18 protein-coding genes are annotated in these 20,680 nt (G+C 59.6%); 10 read left to right on the forward strand and 8 right to left on the reverse strand.

Features of this window, described 5'->3' with window-relative positions:
* Positions 1 to 276 precede the first annotated feature (276 nt).
* Positions 277 to 1,362, reverse strand: coding sequence for a site-specific integrase (locus ABE522_RS02125; protein WP_346590233.1), 1,086 nt, complete (start codon positions 1,360 to 1,362; stop codon positions 277 to 279).
* Positions 1,363 to 1,466: 104 nt separating this feature from the next.
* On the opposite strand from ABE522_RS02125, the gene ABE522_RS02130 reads away from it, so the two are divergent.
* From ABE522_RS02130 to ABE522_RS02150, 5 genes are all read left to right on the forward strand, one after another.
* Entirely contained in the window at positions 1,467 to 2,402 is a 936-nt protein-coding gene (locus ABE522_RS02130; RefSeq protein WP_346590235.1) for a DNA-binding protein, read from the forward strand.
* A gap of 455 nt (positions 2,403 to 2,857) precedes the next feature.
* On the forward strand, positions 2,858 to 4,075 hold the full coding sequence (locus tag ABE522_RS02135; protein WP_346590236.1) for a site-specific integrase: 1,218 nt from the start codon (positions 2,858 to 2,860) through the stop codon (positions 4,073 to 4,075).
* A gap of 19 nt (positions 4,076 to 4,094) precedes the next feature.
* Positions 4,095 to 5,609 (forward strand): site-specific integrase, encoded by a 1,515-nt coding sequence (locus ABE522_RS02140; RefSeq protein ID WP_301868561.1) that lies wholly within the window; start codon positions 4,095 to 4,097, stop codon positions 5,607 to 5,609.
* On the forward strand, positions 5,606 to 7,942 hold the full coding sequence (locus tag ABE522_RS02145; protein WP_346590237.1) for a hypothetical protein: 2,337 nt from the start codon (positions 5,606 to 5,608) through the stop codon (positions 7,940 to 7,942). Before ABE522_RS02140 ends, ABE522_RS02145 begins: the two co-directional genes overlap by 4 nt.
* The gene (locus tag ABE522_RS02150) at positions 7,932 to 8,411 is read left to right on the forward strand and encodes a hypothetical protein (protein WP_346590239.1); all 480 of its coding nucleotides are present in this window, start codon (positions 7,932 to 7,934) and stop codon (positions 8,409 to 8,411) included. Before ABE522_RS02145 ends, ABE522_RS02150 begins: the two co-directional genes overlap by 11 nt.
* A gap of 80 nt (positions 8,412 to 8,491) precedes the next feature.
* Here the strand turns inward: ABE522_RS02150 and ABE522_RS02155 are convergent, their stop codons facing one another.
* From ABE522_RS02155 to arsH, 6 genes are all read right to left on the reverse strand, one after another.
* A complete protein-coding gene (locus tag ABE522_RS02155; protein ID WP_346590240.1) occupies positions 8,492 to 11,767 on the reverse strand; it encodes a DEAD/DEAH box helicase in 3,276 nt (1,091 codons plus the stop codon).
* Positions 11,768 to 12,008: 241 nt separating this feature from the next.
* Positions 12,009 to 13,055 carry a flavin-containing monooxygenase gene (locus ABE522_RS02160; protein WP_346590241.1) on the reverse strand — a complete coding sequence of 349 codons (1,047 nt, stop codon included), beginning with the start codon at positions 13,053 to 13,055 and terminating at the stop codon, positions 12,009 to 12,011.
* 63 nt (positions 13,056 to 13,118) lie between these two features.
* Positions 13,119 to 13,466 (reverse strand): ArsR/SmtB family transcription factor, encoded by a 348-nt coding sequence (locus ABE522_RS02165; protein WP_301868555.1) that lies wholly within the window; start codon positions 13,464 to 13,466, stop codon positions 13,119 to 13,121.
* A gap of 31 nt (positions 13,467 to 13,497) precedes the next feature.
* Positions 13,498 to 14,721 (reverse strand): MFS transporter, encoded by a 1,224-nt coding sequence (locus tag ABE522_RS02170; protein ID WP_301868554.1) that lies wholly within the window; start codon positions 14,719 to 14,721, stop codon positions 13,498 to 13,500.
* 30 nt (positions 14,722 to 14,751) lie between these two features.
* Complete coding sequence (gene arsC, locus ABE522_RS02175) at positions 14,752 to 15,171, reverse strand: arsenate reductase (glutaredoxin) (protein ID WP_346590243.1); 420 nt, start codon at positions 15,169 to 15,171, stop codon at positions 14,752 to 14,754.
* Positions 15,168 to 15,908, reverse strand: coding sequence for an arsenical resistance protein ArsH (gene arsH / locus ABE522_RS02180; RefSeq protein WP_012480200.1), 741 nt, complete (start codon positions 15,906 to 15,908; stop codon positions 15,168 to 15,170). The genes arsC and arsH overlap by 4 nt, the downstream gene beginning before the upstream one ends.
* Before the next feature lie 40 nt (positions 15,909 to 15,948).
* Between arsH and ABE522_RS02185 the strand changes: the two genes are divergently transcribed.
* The 5 genes from ABE522_RS02185 to ABE522_RS02205 are packed head-to-tail and all read left to right on the forward strand — an operon-like array spanning position 15,949 to position 19,964.
* Complete coding sequence (locus tag ABE522_RS02185) at positions 15,949 to 16,263, forward strand: ArsR/SmtB family transcription factor (RefSeq protein WP_046272489.1); 315 nt, start codon at positions 15,949 to 15,951, stop codon at positions 16,261 to 16,263.
* A 27-nt stretch (positions 16,264 to 16,290) separates the two neighbouring features.
* Positions 16,291 to 16,782 (forward strand): arsenate reductase ArsC, encoded by a 492-nt coding sequence (locus ABE522_RS02190; RefSeq protein ID WP_301868552.1) that lies wholly within the window; start codon positions 16,291 to 16,293, stop codon positions 16,780 to 16,782.
* A gap of 20 nt (positions 16,783 to 16,802) precedes the next feature.
* Positions 16,803 to 17,861 carry an ACR3 family arsenite efflux transporter gene (gene arsB, locus ABE522_RS02195; RefSeq protein ID WP_301868550.1) on the forward strand — a complete coding sequence of 353 codons (1,059 nt, stop codon included), beginning with the start codon at positions 16,803 to 16,805 and terminating at the stop codon, positions 17,859 to 17,861.
* Positions 17,862 to 17,864: 3 nt separating this feature from the next.
* Positions 17,865 to 18,851 carry a thioredoxin-disulfide reductase gene (trxB, locus tag ABE522_RS02200; protein WP_301868549.1) on the forward strand — a complete coding sequence of 329 codons (987 nt, stop codon included), beginning with the start codon at positions 17,865 to 17,867 and terminating at the stop codon, positions 18,849 to 18,851.
* A 27-nt stretch (positions 18,852 to 18,878) separates the two neighbouring features.
* Positions 18,879 to 19,964 carry an ArsO family NAD(P)H-dependent flavin-containing monooxygenase gene (locus ABE522_RS02205; RefSeq protein WP_301868547.1) on the forward strand — a complete coding sequence of 362 codons (1,086 nt, stop codon included), beginning with the start codon at positions 18,879 to 18,881 and terminating at the stop codon, positions 19,962 to 19,964.
* On the opposite strand, the gene ABE522_RS02210 is transcribed toward ABE522_RS02205, so the two are convergent.
* Entirely contained in the window at positions 19,925 to 20,458 is a 534-nt protein-coding gene (locus ABE522_RS02210; protein WP_346590246.1) for an arsenate reductase ArsC, read from the reverse strand. The genes ABE522_RS02205 and ABE522_RS02210 overlap by 40 nt on opposite strands.
* Between the last annotated feature and the right edge of the window lie 222 nt (positions 20,459 to 20,680).

Here is a 20,680-nt window from a genome sequence, read left to right on the forward strand (position 1 = left end):
ACCGCAGCGACTTGGTCGATGTCTGAGTGCCTCCTACGTCGTCTAATAGGCCACCGGACAGGAATTCTGAACCTGCCCCCTAAGAACGGACGCCAAGAAGCAGCGGGTCACGCGGCTGGCTTCAGTGTCTTGGCATAGTCGTTGGGGGACAGGTTCAAGGTGCCCGCTCTATAGCCTTCGCCCATCGGCACAAGCTACGTTCCGCTCCTCAATATTTTCGATTTGAGGGGTTCGACTCCCATCACCCGCTCCAACAAGCCTTAATGGCGGCGCCCTTCAGTCTTCAAGCAGTCGAGCAGCGGGGTTAGCTGTGGCTCCGCCGGTCTGAAAATACCCCACGACACTCGACACCGACCTATGCTCGGTCAACTGCATGATCGCCGGCAGCGACACGCCTTGGCGACTGGCCTCGGTCACAAACCCAGACCGCAAGCTGTGCCCGCCAAAATCTCCCTCCAGCCCGGCCAAACGCGCCCGCCGCTGTACGATCTCGCCTACCGCGGCCGGAGACAGGGCGGGGCCGACGCGCTGCTTCCACAGCCGTCGGAAGATCGCCCCTTCGGTGATCCCGGCTGCGTCCAGCCAGTCCTGCAGCGCGAGGGCGGCCCGATCGAGCACCGGCTTGTCCGGGGTCGAGCTCGCGGTGACGCCGGCCTGCTGGGTCTTGCTGTGCTCCAGGCGGTAGATGTAGCCCGACTCGCCGATCCGGCGCAGGTCGCGCAAGTCAGCGGCGGCGATCTCACTGCGCCGGCGCCCACCGCTGGCAAACCCGAAGCAGAGTAGGGCGCGATCCCGTATTCCTTCAAGGCTGTCGTCGCAGGTGGCCAACAGGGCTTCCAGCTCGGGCAGGGTGATCGCGGTCTTCTTGCGCGGCCGCTCGCCGCGTTTGACTGCGGCTCGGGCGGCGCGGCTGAGCACGGTGCGGATCGCTGGCTGTTCGCAGGGATTGGTCGCCTGTTTGAGCCTGTGCGCGGTGGACAGCACGGCGACCCGATGCCGCACGGTGGCCAAGGTCCAGGGCCCAAGCTTGGCCTTCAGGCCGGCCGCCACCAAGGCCTGGTCCACGATCGGCGGCAGCTCCCACGCCAGCTCACCCTCAGTCGAGCGGCGCTGCACGTGGTCGACCACAAACTGCAGCACGGTGGCTTCGGGCACCGGCAATGCGAGCTCGATGCCGTAGCGCGCCGCATGCCAGCCGGCCCAGTAGCGCAGGGCACTGGTGTAGCTGCGGGTGGTGTTCTCGGCCGCTGCTTCGGCCAGCAGCTCGCGCACCGCGTCCGCCGCCTGTTGCGCCAGCTGTTCGGGCAGTACCAGCTGGTGGACGGTCTGGACGAGGGCGGCACTAGTGGAATTATCATTCATAGTATGTAATGTGCGCTACGAATAAGTAGGCGTAGCCACGATAATCATCACTTATCACTAGTACGGAATCAACGGGGCAGGGCGCCCGCACAGGAGACTATTCAATGGCTCGCGGCATCACGGAACTAGACGTGCACGGCGCCGCTGACGCGCTAGTCGCAAAGGGTGAGCGCCCGACAGTGGAGCGCGTTCGGGCCCATCTGGGTACGGGCTCCCCCAACACGGTTACCCGCTTGCTTGAGACTTGGTGGCTAAGCCTTGGAAGTCGGTTGCATCCTGAGAAGCCAAGCGTGAAAGACGCTCCGGCTGTGGTGGGGAAGCTTGCTGGGCAATGGTGGGCGTTGGCGCTAGAACATGCGCGTGATGCCGTCCTTGCTGAGTTCTCCGAGGTGCGCCAGGAGCTTACACTCAAACAAGAGGAACTTCTTGTCCGGGCCCAAGCACTCGCAGGTGAGATGAGCGCTGTCCATGCGAAGTCGGAGGCGGCCCTTGTCGCCGAACGCCTAGCCTGCGCCCGGGTCACGGAATTGCAGCGCTTGGTCGATCAGCTTCAGCTGCAGGCTGCGGAACTCGCTGGGCAGCGAACTTCCGCTATTCAGCGACTTGAGCAAGTGGAGACCTCACGGCAGGTTCTCTACGACAGGCTGCAAGAGACCGAGGAATCGGCGAGATCCGAGCGCGAGACCCTGGCTGAGCACGTCAGATCTGTCGAAAATCGAGCGCTGGGTGATCTCGATCGCGCTAGACAAGAGGCCAAGACATTGCAGACGAAGCTTGCCAGCGCAGTAAAAAGGAATGCGTCGATTGAAACAGAGATGCGGCACAGCCTTGAAAAGGCGCGCTCAGCCACCGCGGCGGCAATACAGATGGCGGACAAGCAGCGTGGCAGATGTGAAGCTCTAGAAGATCAGCTGGCCAAGCTCCAGAACTTACCAGCGGATCTAGAGGCTGCGCTTAGGCGAAGCCAGGTGACTCCTGATCTACGGAAGACAAGCACCCAAAAGCGGGCTAAGAAGAGCTCATCCAAGGCCACGAAATAGGAGTGCCGGCTTGCTTGGCGCTCATCGAAGGACATCAAATAGGACCAACGACAAGCCGCCAAGTCTTGGAAGTAAGAAGAAGCCGTGATGGTGCGGGGCGATGACACGATATCGGATCACGACACGATTAAGGGAAATCGCCAATAAGCCCGACCTCGCCAGCAAGAGCCTTTGAGTCGGCTAGCTTATTGATTTTGCAGAGCACATTCCTTAGGGGATGACATCATTAAGGGGCATGTCATGGTTAAGGAGCAGATGACATCGGTAGGGTGCTGCGGACAAAAGCTGTTTCATCCGATGAGAGAGCAGCGCGACGCAATAACATAATATACATTATGCGAAAAGCTGGTACTTTTGCTGGTGTTGCGCGCAAGGTCCTTGGCTAGACCTTGTTACCGCAACACCGAGCTGATCAATGGTACAAAAGCCACGGTTCATGCAGCGAGGAACTCGCCATGCTTCAGCAGCTTGCCGACAATCATGTGCCCGGGCTACTCCAGGGGCCGCTGCTCGTCGACGGCAAGCATGGACTTCCTAGGTACTGGGTCGCCGTTTGGACACTCATGGATGGATCCCACCTCGCCAAGTCCAGCCTAATCAAGAAGCTCCGGTACATCGAGAGCCTTTATGCTCACGCCGATAGGCTGTTCGGATCCAGCTCCCTGGACGACGCATTGGGTTCGGTGGACGATGCTCTGCTCTCGGAAATTCTCGAATCTTGGTTTGTTTCAATCAAGAACCAACCCATCGTGGGGCCATCCGACGAAGCGCGATGGAGAACTGGGCTTTCCTTTGTAGAATCGATTGTCACAAGACTATCAAAGGTTGCCCTTCCGTTGGATCGTCTGCATCAGATGGATGCGAGACTGCACCGATTGTCTCATCTCTACGGGCAGCTGCACGTTCGGAGGGGCCGACGCGCGGCTCATGTGCGATCACTTCCGGCGAGCGTAGTTGAGGCCCTTTACGTGATCCTTGAGCCGTCATCAACTTCTAATCCATTTCCTCGCCAGCGGACGCGGTGGCTTGCCTTCTTGGCTTTCCTGCTGATGCTTCATCAAGGACTGCGCCGAGGAGAAATCCTCCTGCTCACTGCAGACGCAATCAAAGGCAGCTTTGATGAGAGACAGGGCCGTTTTCGTAGCTGGTTGAACGTCCAGGAAAGCAAGTACTCCAACGACGATGATCCGCGTTACTCAGCGCCAAGTATCAAGTCAGCCAGTTCAATACGTCAGCTTCCCGTGAGCGATACCATCTCATCGTTGGTCCAGGTTTACGTAGAGAACTACCGAGGTAGACCCAATCACGCCTTTCTACTAAGTACGCAGCTGGGAAGCCCGTTGTCCACCGAATCACTGACAAAGATGTTTGCGAAGGTATCCGCAAAGCTTCCGTCTTCTGTCATTCAGGAGCTTAGAGATCGAAATGGCAGAAGTAGCGTCACCCCGCATGATCTGAGGCACACGTGTGCTGTCATGCGGCTTAATCAGCTGTTGGTCCAAGGTGATCCTATGGATGAAGCACTGCAGAAGCTGCGATCGTTCTTCGGGTGGTCTCGGGAGTCGCAAATGCCGATTCACTACGCTCGAGCTGTTTTCGAGGATCGCTTGTCGTCTGTCTGGAACGCGGCGTTCGATGAAAGAGTTGAGGTTCTGAGGGCACTTAACGTCTAAGGATAGAGGGGATGATCGAATGGATCTTTTTCGTGAGCAGCTTCCATCTTCCGATTCAAAAATAATTCGTGATGTCGTTGCGAAGCTCCCTGCACTTCCGTCGCTGGTCCGGTACCACGACGACTTTGACGACACCCAGCGATCGATAAGGAATCTTGCGGAGTGCAGCAAGGTCGATATCCATTACAACGGACGCGCCATTTCCCTATCCTTCGAGCACAGCTCTGAAGACTTCGCAACCCTGATGAAGCATGTCCTCGTGCTTATGCTTGGGAAAGATCTTGGGCCCGGTACCGCCCTGGACTACTTGTCCTCAGGGAAAAAAATCGACGCGGAAATGGTCTCCAGGCTACTAGCGGCAGGCCCCCTCGGCATTTCCTCCGTTTGGGTTCCCTTCCTTGCCTTGAATCATCCGCGGCACACGTACAACTGCGCTAAGGCAACTTTGCATCTCCTCGCGAAGTATCGAGTCAACGGATGGTCAGAGATATACGAGGATGTTCTGGCTGCCCTGCCCTTGCCGTTCTATGACAAGTATGCAGTTGTAAGGTCGGGAGATGCCTTCCTTTCCGTTGACGCAGAGGCCGCGATCGTCCGCTTCTTGGATGAGGTGGCAGATGAGTGTAGTTCAAGGCCGCTCGCTGAGGAGGTGTTGCAGGATGCCGCCATGCTTCTTTGCGCGTACCAGTTCGGAATGCGACCGGTGCAGATTGCCATGCTCACTTTTCGAGATGTGCGGATAAGGCTTGATCGAACTGAACGACCCGGCTCAGTTCACCTAACGTTCCGAATGGTCAAGCAGAGAGGGAAATCAGCAGTAAGGTCGCTGCTGCGCCGCGTGAAGCTTGAGTGGGTCCCGATCTTCGCTTCACTAAGGGACCAGGCGCATTCTCGAGGAATCGACCCCGGGCAAAGGGTGTTCGGAGTGCAGTCTTCGCACGAGGCGGGGCGTCGTATTGCGCTCGTCCTGCGTAGGCTAATCGGCGGCTCGGAGACTGCTTATGCACTGCGTCATACCGCTGCGCAGAGGCTGGTTGACGCCGGCGCAAGTCATGAGGAGCTCGCCGAGTTCCTTGGGCATACTGACTCGACCACTGCCCTGGTCTATTACGAGACGTCATCAAATCAGGCTGAGCGGGTCAACCGAGCGCTGGGGATATCGGACATTTATCAGCGTGTAGCTCGAATAGCGCACAGCAGATTCATTGCGCCAGAGGATCTCGCGCAACTGAAGGGGGATCAGCAGATTGCAGGAGTTCCACACGGAGTTGTCATCGCCGGAATTGGTGGCTGCGCATCTGGGCAGCCGGCCTGCCCCTTCAATCCAATCATGTCTTGCTATGGATGCAGAAAGTTCATGCCTGTTCAGGACATTGGTATGCATTCAAAGGTCCTAGCCGACCTGCGCGGCATTGTGAGGTTCTTCCACAGTTCGTCGCGCAGCGACTCGGTGTCGCCCGCATATCTACAGCTGGAGCGAACAATTGCTGAAGTGCAAGCAGTTGTCGTGGAACTGAAAGGTACGGCATCGTGAACACACATTTCAAAGCATTTGTTCAGCTCGGAAAAGAACTGGCTACAGCTAACTCGATAGTCTGGGAGATTCCGCTGGATATAAATGGGTCGGCGCTTAAAGGGCATGAGTGGGACATTACTGCGCTTTCTGGAGGTGTTGCTCCCAAGCACCGTCTGCGTCACCTTGGATCAGAGCCATCGGTGCTTGACGCGATCAACTCAACTCGTCTCTCAAGCGGCCTGCCTGCCCGGACGCCCGGCGCATTCTCCCATGCGTGGCAGGATCTTATCAAAGCGACCGTGATGGAGCAGGTCTTTGTACGCAGAAATTCTTCTGGTCACGTCGCCAACAATGTAGTGCGCCCATTACGAGTTCTTGCGACCATTGCTTCTGAGTCCGAACCGTGGCGCATTTCGACTGACGACATCGCTCTCGCCGTGAACGTGGGAAACATGCTTCAAGCATCGGGCAAGCTAGGGGATCTCATCGCCGGGCTGATCAGGGTTGTATTCGATGGAAACCACTTGGCCGACTCGGGGCCGCTCTACCCTACCCTGTCTACCAAACGACTACAGCCGCGCCTAGATCGACGCGCGGGCTACCTAAAATCGCAAACAGAAATTAGGGAGAGTTTGGAAGATCGAAAGCGCGCGGAACTGCTGCCTGAACGCCGTGCTTTCTGGGAGCTGGTGAGGATCATCATGACCGAACAGCCTCTGAGCTTCATGGATGAGCTGCGCTTCGCAGCCATCCGTATCATGATCCTGACCGGATTCAGAATAGGTGAGGCCACTCTGCTGCCTGCAGAGTGGCGCACAGATCGTCACTATTGCGACTCAACGAAGCAGCCTGCGGGGCAGTCTGGAGGCTTCTCGAAGGCGTTGATGATCCGTCATTTTGCGGAAAAGCAGCAAGCCAAAGGTGGTGGGAGCTCGATTCTGATTGATAGGACTCACTACGTCCCGGAGATGTTTGAGGAGATTGTTTCGGGCACCTTAAATAGGGCTGAGGCTATCACGGCACCGTTGCGGAGAACCCTGCAGAAGCAGACTGAAACGGGCCGAGTGTTTCCTCACCATCAGCCAGGAGACTTGGTTCCGATAACTCAGATCTATACGAATCTTACGGGAAACGCATTCTGGGTTGATATGGCCGAGGATCGAAAGCGAGAGTGGATAAAGCGATGCCGTGAAAATTACTCAATCGAGTGCTTTGATGAACTGCAGAACACGCAGATGCACATGAGCACCCAATTGCAGGCGGAAGCGACGGCAGCTTTTCGCATGTTCTTCCGACGAATCGCTGCGATTGATAGCAGGGAGCACGGGGCCCTGGCCCTCAGGAACTCCAGTGGCGAGGCGGTGGCGCTAGGTAGTAGGCGGGATCTCCAATCTTTCTTCATCAGGGTCGAGGACGCCGAAAGATATGTGCGCGCGGCAACTGCATCCAAGATTTCAGATACAGAGTATTTCGATTTGGCAGATCGTCGCTTTGCATCATGGGAATTCCTGTTCCTCCACCCAAAGCGATCCCTGAGCGAGGAAAGGAATAGCGGAATCTGTGACATAGGCCGGTATGTCGCAGTTGGCCGACCAGATGCGACCATGATCAACATGTCCCTTGGTGAACAAAAGACTGGTGAGACCCTGTTCATGCGCTATGGTCAGTCCGACGAGGATCGGAGTGCGACCCTAACGTCACATGCGCTCCGCCATCTTCAGAACACGGAGCTATTTCGTCTAGGTGTTGCGGATACCATCATCTCAAAGCGCTTTAATCGTAGAAGTACAGCTCAGAGCTATGAGTACGATCATCGCAGCCTTGCAGAAGAGCTAGATCAACTGGAACTTCCGATTGACGTTGAAGCTGCGTTGGGCCAGCGAGCGAGCATAGTGGCGAAAATGATTCAATCGGGCAAGGCAAGCGGGCCAATCGTTGATTCCTTCAAGCTCGTCCAGAAAAACGAAGGCGATGCAGCAGCGTTTGAGTTCTTGAAGATTGAGGCAGACGGGTTTCATGCGACACCATATGGTCATTGCCTGAACAGTTTTACTGTTGATCCCTGTCCAAAGCACTTGGAGTGCTTTGCGGGTTGCCGCCACCTTTCCGCAACCAATTTGCCCGAGAATCGCGCTCATCTTCGGACTCTCGAGTTGAAGCTGCTCGATGCCATTGAGATTGCAGAGGCACGTCCGTCGACGAGCATCGGACGTACCAATCAGATTGATCACGCGAGGGTCAGGCTTGATGGCGTTCGGGCTCTCTTGGGGACCACCGAAGGCGAAAGGCCATTCCCAGACGGTCCGGACTTCTCGCTTCCTGACCGTAAGGGAGTGATGGATGAATATTGAATTCGCGGAAAAGATTCATGTTGACACCGATCCGGAAATGCTAAAGGTCCTTGACGACCTTCTGTCCCGCGATGAGAACATCACCGCCCGCGCGGTGGCGCGCTTGCACCCAACGATCAGTGCCGCCTCGTCGATTACCCGTAACAACGAACGAAGCCATCTGCTAGCGCTGTATCAGGAGCGGCAACGTGAGTTTCGTCGTTGGCGTGGCAGGCCCGGAAAGTTGAGCGGTGCTGCTGCGGGTGCGCTCGCAGATCGAGACCTGTACATATCTACACTCGAATCGCAAGTTGCCCTGCTGACGGCCTCGCATGTTGCCCTGCTCCGCGCAGTGGGCGAGTTGGGAGGATTCAGCAAGTGGGCACAGTTCTATGATTCATATCGCGATTGCAGAGATCGGTTGGCAAAACTCGGGGCGCTACCTGAAGCAGCGATTCGAACGTTGCCACCGCAGAGGCCCAAGAAGTGACGCGGTGGGATCCAAATTTATCCCGTCGGCCCGGATAAACGGTCGCGCTCGTTTGGTACTTAGTTGCGGTGGCTTGAGTTCTACATGCTACACACGATATCAAGGTCGCAGCCGATGGTCTCTTTCAAATACGCTACAGCGGCGCCCAGGACCATGTTCTGGTCATCACTTCGTGCTGCCGCTGAAATGCCAGGCTGGATGATCAAGACCTCTGCCTCAACTGGCTTAAATCGGCTTGCACGCACAATGCGATTTAGGTCAACGGCACTGCCTTCCAAGAACCGGGTTGGCCGATTCCAAGCCCTGAGCCGATCCTCGCGACGCAGGAGGTGTTTGCCGAGATCAACGAATCGCCATTTCCACTTTGCAGAACGGATGGCCTGCGAACACACTTCTACGACATCCTTAATGCGCTCACCCGCTTCAGCGTTACCCGAGAACTTGCAGTGCACCAACGCCAAGCGGATCGAGGCCTCCTCCTCCTTCAAGCAAACCAGATCTGCCGCCTCACCGGCAGCGTCATCGTCGAAAACGACTTCGAAGCCACCATCAATAAAGTGTCGTGCTGCCTTCCATTGCACGGAATCGTGTCGCAGTGCCCCGTGCTTCCACATCGACTCCTTCGTGATATCAACGTCAGTCCAATCCCAAGACTCGAACCGCGAGTCGTCGATCACCAGATGTCGTGGGTCTTGGGGGCGGATCAAAAGGTTGCCGTCCAGCTCGCACAAGTCGACGAATCGAAGCAGTGGCGGGCACTCGCATAGATACGCATCTAGGGCGAGTGTCCGCCGGCCGACGCTGATCTGGACCTGCGCGCCGCCTGTCTGTGCCACGCTATATCCAGCTTCGCCGCCGACTGACAGCACTAACTGGGCCAGTGGGTCCTGATCATCCGTCCTAATGGAAAAGTAGACGTCGTTGCCTTGCCTGCCGTCGTAGTTGATGTCCACTAAGTACAGCGGCCAGCCTTCAGCCGCCTCCGCATTCGTTCCCAATACCACCCGCTCTTCGGCCAGCGCCAAAAGCTCTGCAGGCCACTCCAAAGAGAGGATGGCCTTATCTGCCGGCAGGCTGGCCACCTCTTCTGGAATAAGAACGTTAGCGATTATCGTGGCGACGTCGATGCGGTCATCCAGTAGCTTCGTACCCATGGCTTTGCACCAATTGACCAATGCAGGCACGGTTCCTTGCTCTCGCGACCACACCCTGCCCTTGTAGGAGCAGCCAACCGACACCTTTTGTCCTGCTTCCCAGCCAATGCCGCTAACGTTGTTCTTGACTGAGCCTTGGCGCTCAGTCATTCCCAGGGCTTGGGCGACGTCGCCGCCGGTGTACATGGCGTAGCTAAGGTTGCGCCGACCATGTTTCTTGACACCCATGCTCTGAAACACCAGGCGATTGATATGCCCTAGCACCCGAAACATGTTCTCGCCCGAAATAAGCTCTGACTCGCCACTGACTGCTTCGGCCAACTCGCCAAACAAGGAGCTATGGTCGGTGGACGATAGGAAAAGTAGTCCCATGACAGGATCATAGTGGAGGACGAAAAGAGCCCACTCCCGATCGCGCACGCCCTTGGACTGGGTCCAACGTACACGCGGCTCGGTTCGCGTTACGAAGTACAGCGTTTGGGAGGCGTGGTGTAACCAAACCGCGTGCACGTGGCGCGCCTCGGCAAGACCTCCATGGAAGCGTTCCGGTACGAATCTGGGAACGCGATACACCGCGGTGCTGAAAACCGGACGTAGCAGTTGTTGGGAAATGGCTACGTTGAAATCGTCCACCTCATCAAGCCGTTGGGACGTCTGCAGGAACTCGACTAGCTCGGCGTGGTCTCGTGCGGCCTCTGAACTCAGTTCGCTGAGCACCTGGTTCCAGTCTGCATCCTCACTATAGAGTCGTTCCAACGCGTGAGCCGCCCCGGGATCTGCGAGGTTGGCCAAAGCAGTTGCTTCACCGATACGAGCGCCCGCCACTCGGGTAAATCGGCCAACGAACTGTAATAAAATGGCTAAGCTGCGGTGCATGTCATGGATAGCAGCGACCTTAAGCTGGGGCAGATCAAAGCCTTCGCCGAGCATGTCCACGCACACTACGATTCGTGCCTGCCCCGCTCGCAGTGCCGCCAAGCGGGCTGCGGCGTCGGACTCGTCCGAGTGGATCAGCACGGGACGCAAATCAGGTGCAAGGTCGCGATAGATCTGGTAAACGGTCGCGGCGCGGCCAATGCTGGCACAACGCGCCATCATCAAATGATCAAATCCTGCGGCCAGGTCCTGCCTAAGTTGTTGAACGGCGGCGGCGGCCAAGGCCTGGTCAGAGCGGGCGGTTCCGCCGACCTCATGGATTGGTTCGAATCGTATGCGCTTGAAGTAGCCATCACGCTGTGCGGACGCCAGGGAGTAGTTGAATATGACGCGGCCGTCGACAAGCTGGCCATCACGACGGAACGGGGTCGCAGTGAACTGCAAAATGGGAATGGACTGAAACGCGGTTTTCAGTCTGTTCCAGTTGGTGGCTGCAACGTGATGCGCCTCGTCCAAGATCAGCGCCTTGCACCGTTGCGCGATCGTCGCGAGCAATTGCGTGTCAATCCCCACTCCTACCGTATGGATGGTGGCAACAATCACGTTGCACTCGTTGAACAGATCCAGATCGACCACACTGGTTGGCCGCTTTGTCATGATGCCTACGATCGGATTGGGCACATCATGAGGCAGCACTCCCAGCGCTCTCAGCAGGCCGAATGCTAGGAACTTGTTGGCCGTCTGCTTCCGCAGTAGGTCCCACGGAACAACAACCAGGATCGGATTCCGCCCGTAGGCCGCCAGTGCTGCGAGCATGGTCTCGGTCTTGCCGGTGCCGGTGGGCATGACCACTGTGGCTGGCCGCAGGTCCAGACTCCAGTGCGCGCCGATCGCGTGTAGAGCACCTAGCTGCGGAGGGCGCAACCCTGCTTCCCCCGGATCCACACTGCCATCGGGCTGGCGAACCTCGGCACGGAACGCGAGTCGGCCATTCCATGTGGCCGCGGTACGCCGGGCCTGCTCATGCCAGCCGATTCGCCCGGCTTCCTGGACAAATTGCTCGATGAGGCGATGCGACGACCATGAAAAGGCTCCGTCGCGTTCGCGCAAGACACCGTCTGCGCCCTCCGGAATCGCCACGCCGCTGCGGCTGGTAACAACTATCCGCTCTCCAGTATCCAGCTCCCAGAGCGGTTGCTCGACTCGAGGTGAGATCTTCACAGAGGTAACGGCGTGTACGACGACGTCAGCAGCCGGACGCAGTTGGTGGCGCACAGTACCGACTGCGTGCCGACGCTCCACAATCAAGGGTGGTAGATGGATCATCCTTATTCCTTCTGGCACGCTCTAAAGGTGCTTCCCCGCCGATAGCGTGCCACAGCCTGAGGGCCTACGCAGTATCGGTTGAACCGTGCCGTCCCGGATGGTCTCGGCACGACCTCATCCGCCAGGCGAAAGGGCCCCTTGCCAACGACTGCTGGACTATCACAAGTCATTGTTCTCATTGTTAATTTGAGTGCCGGATGATGCCAGCCGGGCATCGGTATTGGAACATCTCAGCGGGGATCTATGCGGACCGCAAGTGGGTCATGATCGCGGCGACGATGCCCACTGAATCACTGCCCACCCCGCGAAGCGTGGCAGAGGCAAAATTGCGCTGTAACGGCAGCCCGAGGTAGTAGAGCCCTTTGATCGTGGTGGAAACGCCTTTGCTGTGTAGCGCTCGCCCGTCCTGGCCCATGGCTTCCCGTGGCAGGAATGAGGTGTTATGCCGGAAGCCTGTTGCGAAGATCACAGCGTCGACTCCCTGTATTTCTGCATTCGGCCACACCACCCCATCACTGGTAAACGCAGTGAACATCTCTCGACGGGAGATGGCACCCGTACGGAGCGCGTGTCGATAACGTCCATCATCCAGAACGGGCGTGCTCTGATCGCTCAGCCAACGGGAATTGCCCAGGCCGGTCCACTTGAGCCAGTCATGAAAATCGAAGCCGAGGAACCGTTGTGGCATGAACTTCACTGGCTCGCGGGTTGCCAGCACCACGGTGGCAGTGGAGTGCAGTTCGTGCGCGATCTGTACCGCTGAGTTGGCCGCACCGACGACGACGACGCGTTTGCCCTCGAAGCCGGTGGGTGTTCGGTAGGCCGAACTGTGCAGAATCGTCCCTTGGTATAGCTGCCTTCCAGGGATCTCCGGCAGGTGAGGTGTGTTGAAGCCACCGGTTGCCACCACTACTGCCTGGGCGGTAATGACCGCTCCATCGGCAAGTTTGACGCGATGTTGGCTTGCTTCGGAGATGACCTCCACAACCTCGCTGTTGGCGCGCACTGGCAGGTCGAAGGCGGACGCATACTGGCGCAGATACGCGGTGACCTCGTACAGCTTGGGATAGCGCTTGGCTCCGCCGGGGAACTCGAGGCCAGGCAGCGAGGAATATCCTGCCGGGGAGAACAGGGTCAGGCTGTCGTAGTACCACGGCCAACTGCCACCAGCGGCCGGTTGTCGTTCGAGAATCAGGTGCGACACGCCTGCGTTCTTGAGCCGGTAGGACATCGCCAAGCCTGCCTGCCCTGCCCCGATCACGACGACGTCGACATTCAACTTATTCATGCGTGTATGCGCCTATATGCATATATGTGAGTTGCGTTGATGGATCAAGAATTGCCTGCGGTATTACTTCAAATCACCGGGGCAGCAGTAAGGTGCCAGCGCCCTGACCTGCAGCAGGATCTGCTCCAAGCGTGCGACCATCGCGGGGCCATCGACCTGGTAGTACACCTGCCGGCTCACCCGCTCTGCGCGTAGGATCCCAGCATCGTGGAGTCCCTGCAGGTGACGTGAGACCACGGATCGCTCCTGTGGAAGGCCGGCGGCAATCTCCGCGATATCTGCCCGTTCCACCTGAAGCACACGCTTGAGCACGGCCAAGCGCGACGGCTCAGCCAGCGCCCGAAAAATGGGGTCTGCCAGCACGCTTACTGCTTGCTCAATGGCGTCTGCCTTGGGGGTGCCCTTGCTCATGCATAAAGCATATATGCACATGCATGCATATTCAAGGGCTCGCGCCCTGCGTCTTTGCAGGCAACCAACAGCTTCCAACCAAGGAAACAGTGGCAAGCAGCGCCAATAGGCAGATCAGCCAAACAGGCTCGGTTCGCTCGAGCGCAATGGCTGCAAGCGGCGGTGCTGCCGCCTGTGCCAGTAGCATGGGACGGGCAAGTTGGCCCATGGTCTTGCCGTAGTCCGCCGATCCGATCAACGCCAACGGGAGGGTGCCGCGGGCCACCGTGAGTATCCCGTTGCCGGCACCGTAAATGACGAATGCAATGATCGCTGCCCACGAGTATCCAGTGAGTAGCAGCAGTAGGGCTGCCAATGTCGCTGCAATCCCCACGCGTGCGGACCAGGTCGGATGCACGCCTCGCCCGAAGTACATCTCCAGCAAACGAGCGATGACCTGCGCGGGGCCGATCACCATGCCAGCGAGCAGCGCAACCGATGGCGCCAGCCCGATGGCACCGAGCAGCGCAATCAGATGCACCGATAAGGTCGCCATGATCGCTGCCTGGCAGGTCAGCAACAGGCCAATGAGCACAAGCCAGTGTGCAGGCGGTGCTGCAGCAGAAACGGGTGCTGCAGTGCTGGTGTGGACGGCAGCGGCCGCTGAGGGATGCGGACTTGCGCCCGTACGGGGCTGATGCTTCGGAATGGCGAGCAAATGGATGGGCAATGCGACCAGCAGGTTGAATGCGGCAGCCACCCACAACGCGCCGCGCCATCCTATGGCCTCGTCAAGGTAGGTCAGCGCTGGCCAGCCGAGCGTGCTTGCGAAGCCGGCCACCAAGGTCAGGCCGGCAATGGATTGCTTCGCGTTTGCCCCGAGCAGTTGTCCCAGTGTCGTGAACGCAGCGTCATACAGGCCCGCAGACATGGCAACGCCCAGTACCACCCAGCCAAGGTAATAGGTAGTTGGGGAGTGTGACGTGGCCAGCGCCGCGAGGCCCATGGCAAACACTACGGAGCTGACCGCCAGTACGGTCCGCCCTCCCCGCCTGTCGATGGTCCGACCGGCCAGAGGAGCGAGTAGTCCGGCTGTGACCAGCCCAGCGGAGAGGCCTCCGACCAACAGCCCCAGCGACCAGCCAGTGCTTCTGGACATAGGAAGCGCCAGAATGGCCAACAGGTAATAGCTGCTGGCCCACGCAATGATCTGGCCCACTCCCAGCGCAACGATCAGCCGGGGCAGCTTTTGCGGCTGCTTGGGCGCGCTTTGCATGCTCTCGAACTCTCCCTGCCGCTTAGCAACTCAGCGGACGCGCTTGCCGTCCTGATCGATCACCACTTCGCCATCTTCCTTGGTAAAGGGCTCGTGCACTGCTGGCAGGATGTCCAGAACCACCTCAGAAGGCCGGCACAGGCGCGTGCCCGTGGTGGTCTGGACGAAGGGGCGATTGATGAGAATAGGATTGGCCAGCATGGCATCCAGCAGTGCGTCCTCGCTCAACGCGGGATCGTCCAGCCCCAGTTCCAGATAGGGTGTGCCTTTCTGGCGGATTGCACCGCGAACATCCAATCCGGCGGCGGCAATCAGCTCGACAAGCCGCGTTCGGCTGGGTGGGTTGGCCAGGTACTCAATGACTTCAGGCTCAATGCCGGCGTGGCGAATCAAAGCCAAGGTGTTTCGCGAGGTGCCGCACTTGGGGGTGTGATAGATGACAGCGTTCATGCGTTCTCCTTTTCATTCAATGCGGTCTCGACGACACCGGCCGCGGCAGTCAGCGCGGCCGCTTCGACAGCCCCCTTTCGTTCGCTGTAGCGATCAACCAGGTAGTCACTGCGTCCACGCACCAGGAGGGTGAACTTGACCAGCTCTTCCATCACATCCACGACGCGATCGTAGTAGGCGGAAGGCTTCATGCGCCCCTCGTCATCGAACTCCTGCCAGGCCTTGGCCACCGAGGACTGGTTCGGAATCGTGACCATCCGCATCCAGCGGCCGAGAACGCGCAACGCGTTGACCACGTTGAAGGACTGGGAGCCACCGCAGACCTGCATCACTGCCAGCGTGCGACCTTGGGTCGGGCGTACGCTGCCCTCTTCCAGCGGTAGCCAGTCAATCTGGTTCTTGAACACGGCAGTCAGCGTCCCGTGCCGTTCCGGGCTGACCCACACGTGCCCTTCGGACCACAACGAGGCTTGGCGCAGCTCCTGCACCTTGGGGTGGGAGGCGGGCACCGAATCGAGCATCGGCAGTTCATGCGGATCAAACACTCGGGTCTCTGCGCCCAGATGTTCCAGTAACCGCTGCGCCTCCAAAGCCAGCTTGCGGCTGAACGACTGCGGGCGCAGGGAACCGTACAAGATCAGGATGCGGGGCCGGTGCGGCGCGGCATTCGGCTCGCTCAGCTTTTCGGCCACCGGAGGGTTCAAGGCGCCCGGGACGACATTGGGAAGGTGTTGCATGGGGGTTGTCCTGCCTATTCGATTCGACTATTCTAGAAGCATGGAACATAAAAACGCAACTCACGCCCTGGCCGCCCTGGGTCACGCCACCCGGCTTTCCATCTTCCGCCTGCTGGTCCAGGCCGGAAGTGGCGGCAAGCTGGCCGGCGACATCGCCCAGTCCCTCTCCCTTCCCGGTGCCACCCTCTCTTTCCATCTGAAGGAGTTGCTGGCCGCTGGCCTGATCACCGCCGAGCAGCGCGGTCGCACCATCTGCTACCGGGCCGAGTTCGAGGCGATGAGCGCGCTGGTGGCCTACCTGACCGAAAACTGCTGCGCCGACGAACAAGCCTGCGAACGTCCTGCTGGCTGCTGACCTTCCCCCGTCATAGAGATCGCTCAAATGACCCGTCGTGTTCTGTTCTTGTGTACTGGCAACTCCGCCCGCAGCGTGCTTGCCGAATCGACCCTTAAAAAATGGGGCGAAGGCCGCTATCTCTCCTTCAGTGCGGGCAGCCAGCCGGCCGGTCGCGTCAATCCCTTTGCCATTGCCCAGCTGGAGCGCGAAGGCTTCCCGGTCGAGGGCATGCGTAGCAAGTCCTGGGACGAATTTGCCGAGGCCGATGCCGCTGCCATGGACCTGATCGTCACCGTGTGTGACAGCGCGGCCGCCGAGGCGTGTCCGGTGGTGTTTGGTGATTTCGTGCGCGTGCATTGGGGGCTGTTCGATCCCGCCGGACTGGAAGGGACTGACGAGCAAAAAGCTGCAGCGTTCGACCGCGCGCACCAGATCATCAAAGCGCGCCTGCAGGCCTTCCTCGACATCCCCGACAGTGCCTGGAACGACCGTGCGGCCCTCAAGGCCCAGCTCGACCCTATCGCGCAGATCGACTGACCGCCTCTCCGGAAAACACCATGACCACTGATACTTCCCGCCTTTCCTTCCTGGACCGGTATCTAACCCTGTGGATCTTTGCGGCCATGGCGCTCGGCGTCGGTCTGGGCGCGATGTTCGAAGGTGTCCCTGCCGCGCTCAACAGCCTGTCGGTCGGGTCGACCAACATCCCGATCGCGATCGGCTTGATCCTGATGATGTATCCGCCGCTGGCCAAGGTGAAATACGAAGAACTGCCCAAGGTCTTCGCCGACAAGCGCGTGCTCATGCTCTCGCTGCTGCAGAACTGGATCGTCGGTCCGTTCCTGATGTTCGGCTTGGCCATGCTGTTCCTGCGCGACTACCCCGAATACATGACCGGCCTGATCCTGATCGGCCTGGCCCGCTGCATCGCGATGGTGTTGGTATGGAACCAGCTGGCACGCGGTGACAGCCAGTACGTGGCCGGCCTGGTGGCGTTCAATTCGATCTTCCAGATCGCGCTGTTCAGCGTCTACGCGTGGTTCTTCCTGTCCTGGCTGCCGCCGGTATTCGGCCTGCAGGGCAGCGTGATCGATGTCAGCTTCTGGACCATCGCCGAAGCCGTGCTGATCTACCTGGGCATTCCGTTCCTGGCCGGCTTCCTTACCAGCCGCTGGCTGAAGGCGCGCAAGGGCGTGCGCTGGTATGAAGAGAAATTCCTGCCGGCGATCAGCCCGATCACCCTGGCCGCGCTGCTGTTCACCATCATGGCGATGTTCAGCCTGAAAGGCGGCGACGTGCTGCGCATCCCCATGGACGCGGTGCGCATCGCGATCCCGCTGACGCTGTACTTCATCATCCAGTTCATCCTCAGCTTCTTCATGGGCAAACTCATCGCCAAGGATTACCCGCGTACCACCGCAATCGCCTTCACTGCGGCGGGCAACAACTTCGAACTCGCCATCGCCGTGGCGATCGCGGCGTTCGGCCTGGCCTCGCCGGTCGCCTTCGCGGCGGTCATCGGCCCGCTGGTGGAAGTGCCGGTGCTGATCCTGCTGGTGCACGTCGCCCTGCGGCTGGGCAAGCGCTACTTTCCTGCCGATGCCAGGAGCCACTGATCAATGAGCAGCACACGACACCTTTCGCTGTTAATCCTCGGCTCTGGCCCGGCTGGCTGGACCGCGGCGGTCTACGCCGCCCGCGCCAACCTCAAGCCGGTGGTGATCACCGGTCTGCAGCAGGGCGGCCAGCTGATGACCACCACCGAGGTGGACAACTGGCCCGGCGACGCGCATGGGCTGATGGGCCCGGACCTGATGAGCCGCATGCAGGCCCACGCCGAACGCTTCGAGACCGAGGTGATCTTCGACCACATCCACGCCGCCGACCTGTCCCAGCGCCCGTTCCGGCTGATCGGCGACAGCGCCGAGTACACCTGCGACGCGCTGATCATCGCCACCGGCGCTACCGCCAAGTACCTGGGCATTGCGTCCGAGGAAACCTTCAAGGGCCGCGGCGTGTCGGCCTGTGCCACCTGCGACGGCTTCTTCTATCGTGACCAGGACGTGGTCGTGGTCGGCGGCGGCAACACCGCCGTGGAAGAGGCGCTGTACCTGTCCAACATCGCCCGCAAGGTCTACCTGGTGCACCGCCGCGACACCCTCAAGGCGGAAAAGATCATGCAGGACAAGCTGTTTGCCAAGGTCGCCGCCGGCAAGATCGAGACCGTCTGGCACCACCAGGTGGACGAAGTGCTGGGCAATGACGCCGGCGTCACCGGCGTGCGGGTGAAGTCCACCCTGGACGGCAGCACCCGCGACATCGAGGCGCACGGCTTCTTCGTGGCCATCGGCCACCACCCCAACACCAGCCTGTTCGACGGCCAGCTGACCATGAACAACGGCTACCTGGACATCCGTTCGGGCCTGGGCGGCAACGCCACCCAGACCTCGGTGGAAGGCGTGTTCGCCGCCGGCGACGTGGCCGACCAGCACTACCGCCAGGCGATCACCTCGGCCGGTTTCGGCTGCATGGCCGCGCTGGATGCCGAGCGTTACCTGGATGCGCTCAATATCTCTGATCAACAGCAGCATAGAAGCGCCGCCTGACTGTTGCGCAGGCAGAAGGGAGCGTAGATGGACAGCATCGATGTGGTGGTGATCGGGGGTGGCCAGTCCGGCTTGGCAGCCGGCTACTTCCTGCGCCGGAGCGGGCTGTCCTATGTGATTCTTGATGCGGAGGCAGCTCCCGGCGGTGCCTGGCAGCATGCGTGGGAGTCGTTGCACTTGTTCTCGCCCGCAGGCTGGAGCTCGATTCCCGGCTGGCCGATGCCGGTCAGCCGCGCGCCCTACCCCGCCAAGACGGAAGTGATCAACTACCTGGCCCGCTACGAAGACAAGTACGCGCTGCCGGTGTTGCGCCCCGTGTGGGTGCAGCGCATCAGCCGCTCAGGCGATCAATTGCTGGTAGAGGCAGATGACGGCCGGCAGTGGCAAGCGCGTGCGGTAATCAGCGCCACCGGTACCTGGCGTCATCCTTACAGACCTGCGTTCGACGGGTTGAACACATTTGCTGGTATGCAGCTGCACTCGGCCTACTATCGCACCCCCGAACCCTTTGCCGGACTGCGCGTGGCCATCATCGGAGGCGGCAACTCCGGCGCGCAGATTCTGGCCGAGGTATCCAAGGTCGCCCAAGCCATTTGGATCACCCAGCAGGAGCCGGCGTTCCTGGGTGACGATGTCGATGGGCGCGTGCTGTTCGAACGCGCCACAGAGAAATGGAGAGCGCAGCAGGAAGGCCGCGAGCCGAATTTGCCGCAGGGCGGTTTCGGCGACATCGTCATGGTGCCGCCGGTGGTGGACGCGCGTCAACGCGGCGTGCTTGCCTCCATAAGGCCGCCGGCCCGTTTCACCCCCACAGGTATGCAACGGCCAGATGGCAGCGAGCGCCCCATTGATGCCGTGATCTGGTGCACCGGCTTCCGGCCGGCGTTGTCATACTTGGAAGGGCTGGGCTTGGTCAACGCGCATGGTCAGATCAACGTGGACGACTCCAAGGTTCGCTCTGTCGCAGAGCCATTGGTCTGGCTGTTGGGCTACGGCGACTGGAACGGTACCGCATCAGCCACGCTGATCGGCGTCACCCGCTACGCGCGCGAAGCTGTTAGGCAGATCAGCGACTACCTCCGATCCTCAGCTTCGTCCACACCCGGTGACTGAGCCGCGCCGCCGTCGGCCAGCCCCCGCACTTGTGACTGCAAGGTCATGCGGTCTAAAGCTTCAGGTTTAAGTGCAAGCAACAATGCCAGGCGATGTTGAAGCTGATGGAGTGCAGTCAGGAAAGCCTTGTGGACCTGTTCCCCGCTACCGTGCATCGCTGCCGGGTCAGGGATGCCCCAGTGGGCCGTGACGGGGTGGCCAGGCCACACAGGACATGCTTCGCCCGCTGCGCGATCGCAAACTGTCACGATCAAATCCATGTGTGGTGCATCGGCGCCTGCAAAGACCTCCCAAGGCTTACTGGAAAGATTGGCAGTCTCAAATCCAATCTCCTCCAGCACCTGCAGGGCTATGGGGTGGACTTCGCCTTTGGGATGACTTCCGGCGCTAAAAGCACGTAGGCGCTCGCGGCCAAGATGGTTAGCAAGAGCCTCGGCAAGAATGCTGCGCGCTGAGTTACCTGTGCAGAGGAACAGAACATTGAGCTTGCGCATGCCATCAAAACCATTTATCTGGAATAGTCGAATTATTTCCCAGAGATGTGTCTGTTCAATGACGATCCAGGTTCTGCGATGGGCTGGCCCTGCTCTATGTTGATCCTGCAAGTGCAGGAAGCGGCGCGTCCATACTTGCAATGGGGCACAGGCCTTCCCCTACTCACGGCCCGCACGCCGTGCCGAATAAGCGCCGATTGCCCTTTCGAGCAGTTCGTTCGC

The sequence above is a fragment of the Stenotrophomonas lacuserhaii genome, assembly GCF_039674585.1.
Lineage (GTDB): Bacteria > Pseudomonadota > Gammaproteobacteria > Xanthomonadales > Xanthomonadaceae > Stenotrophomonas > Stenotrophomonas pennii_A.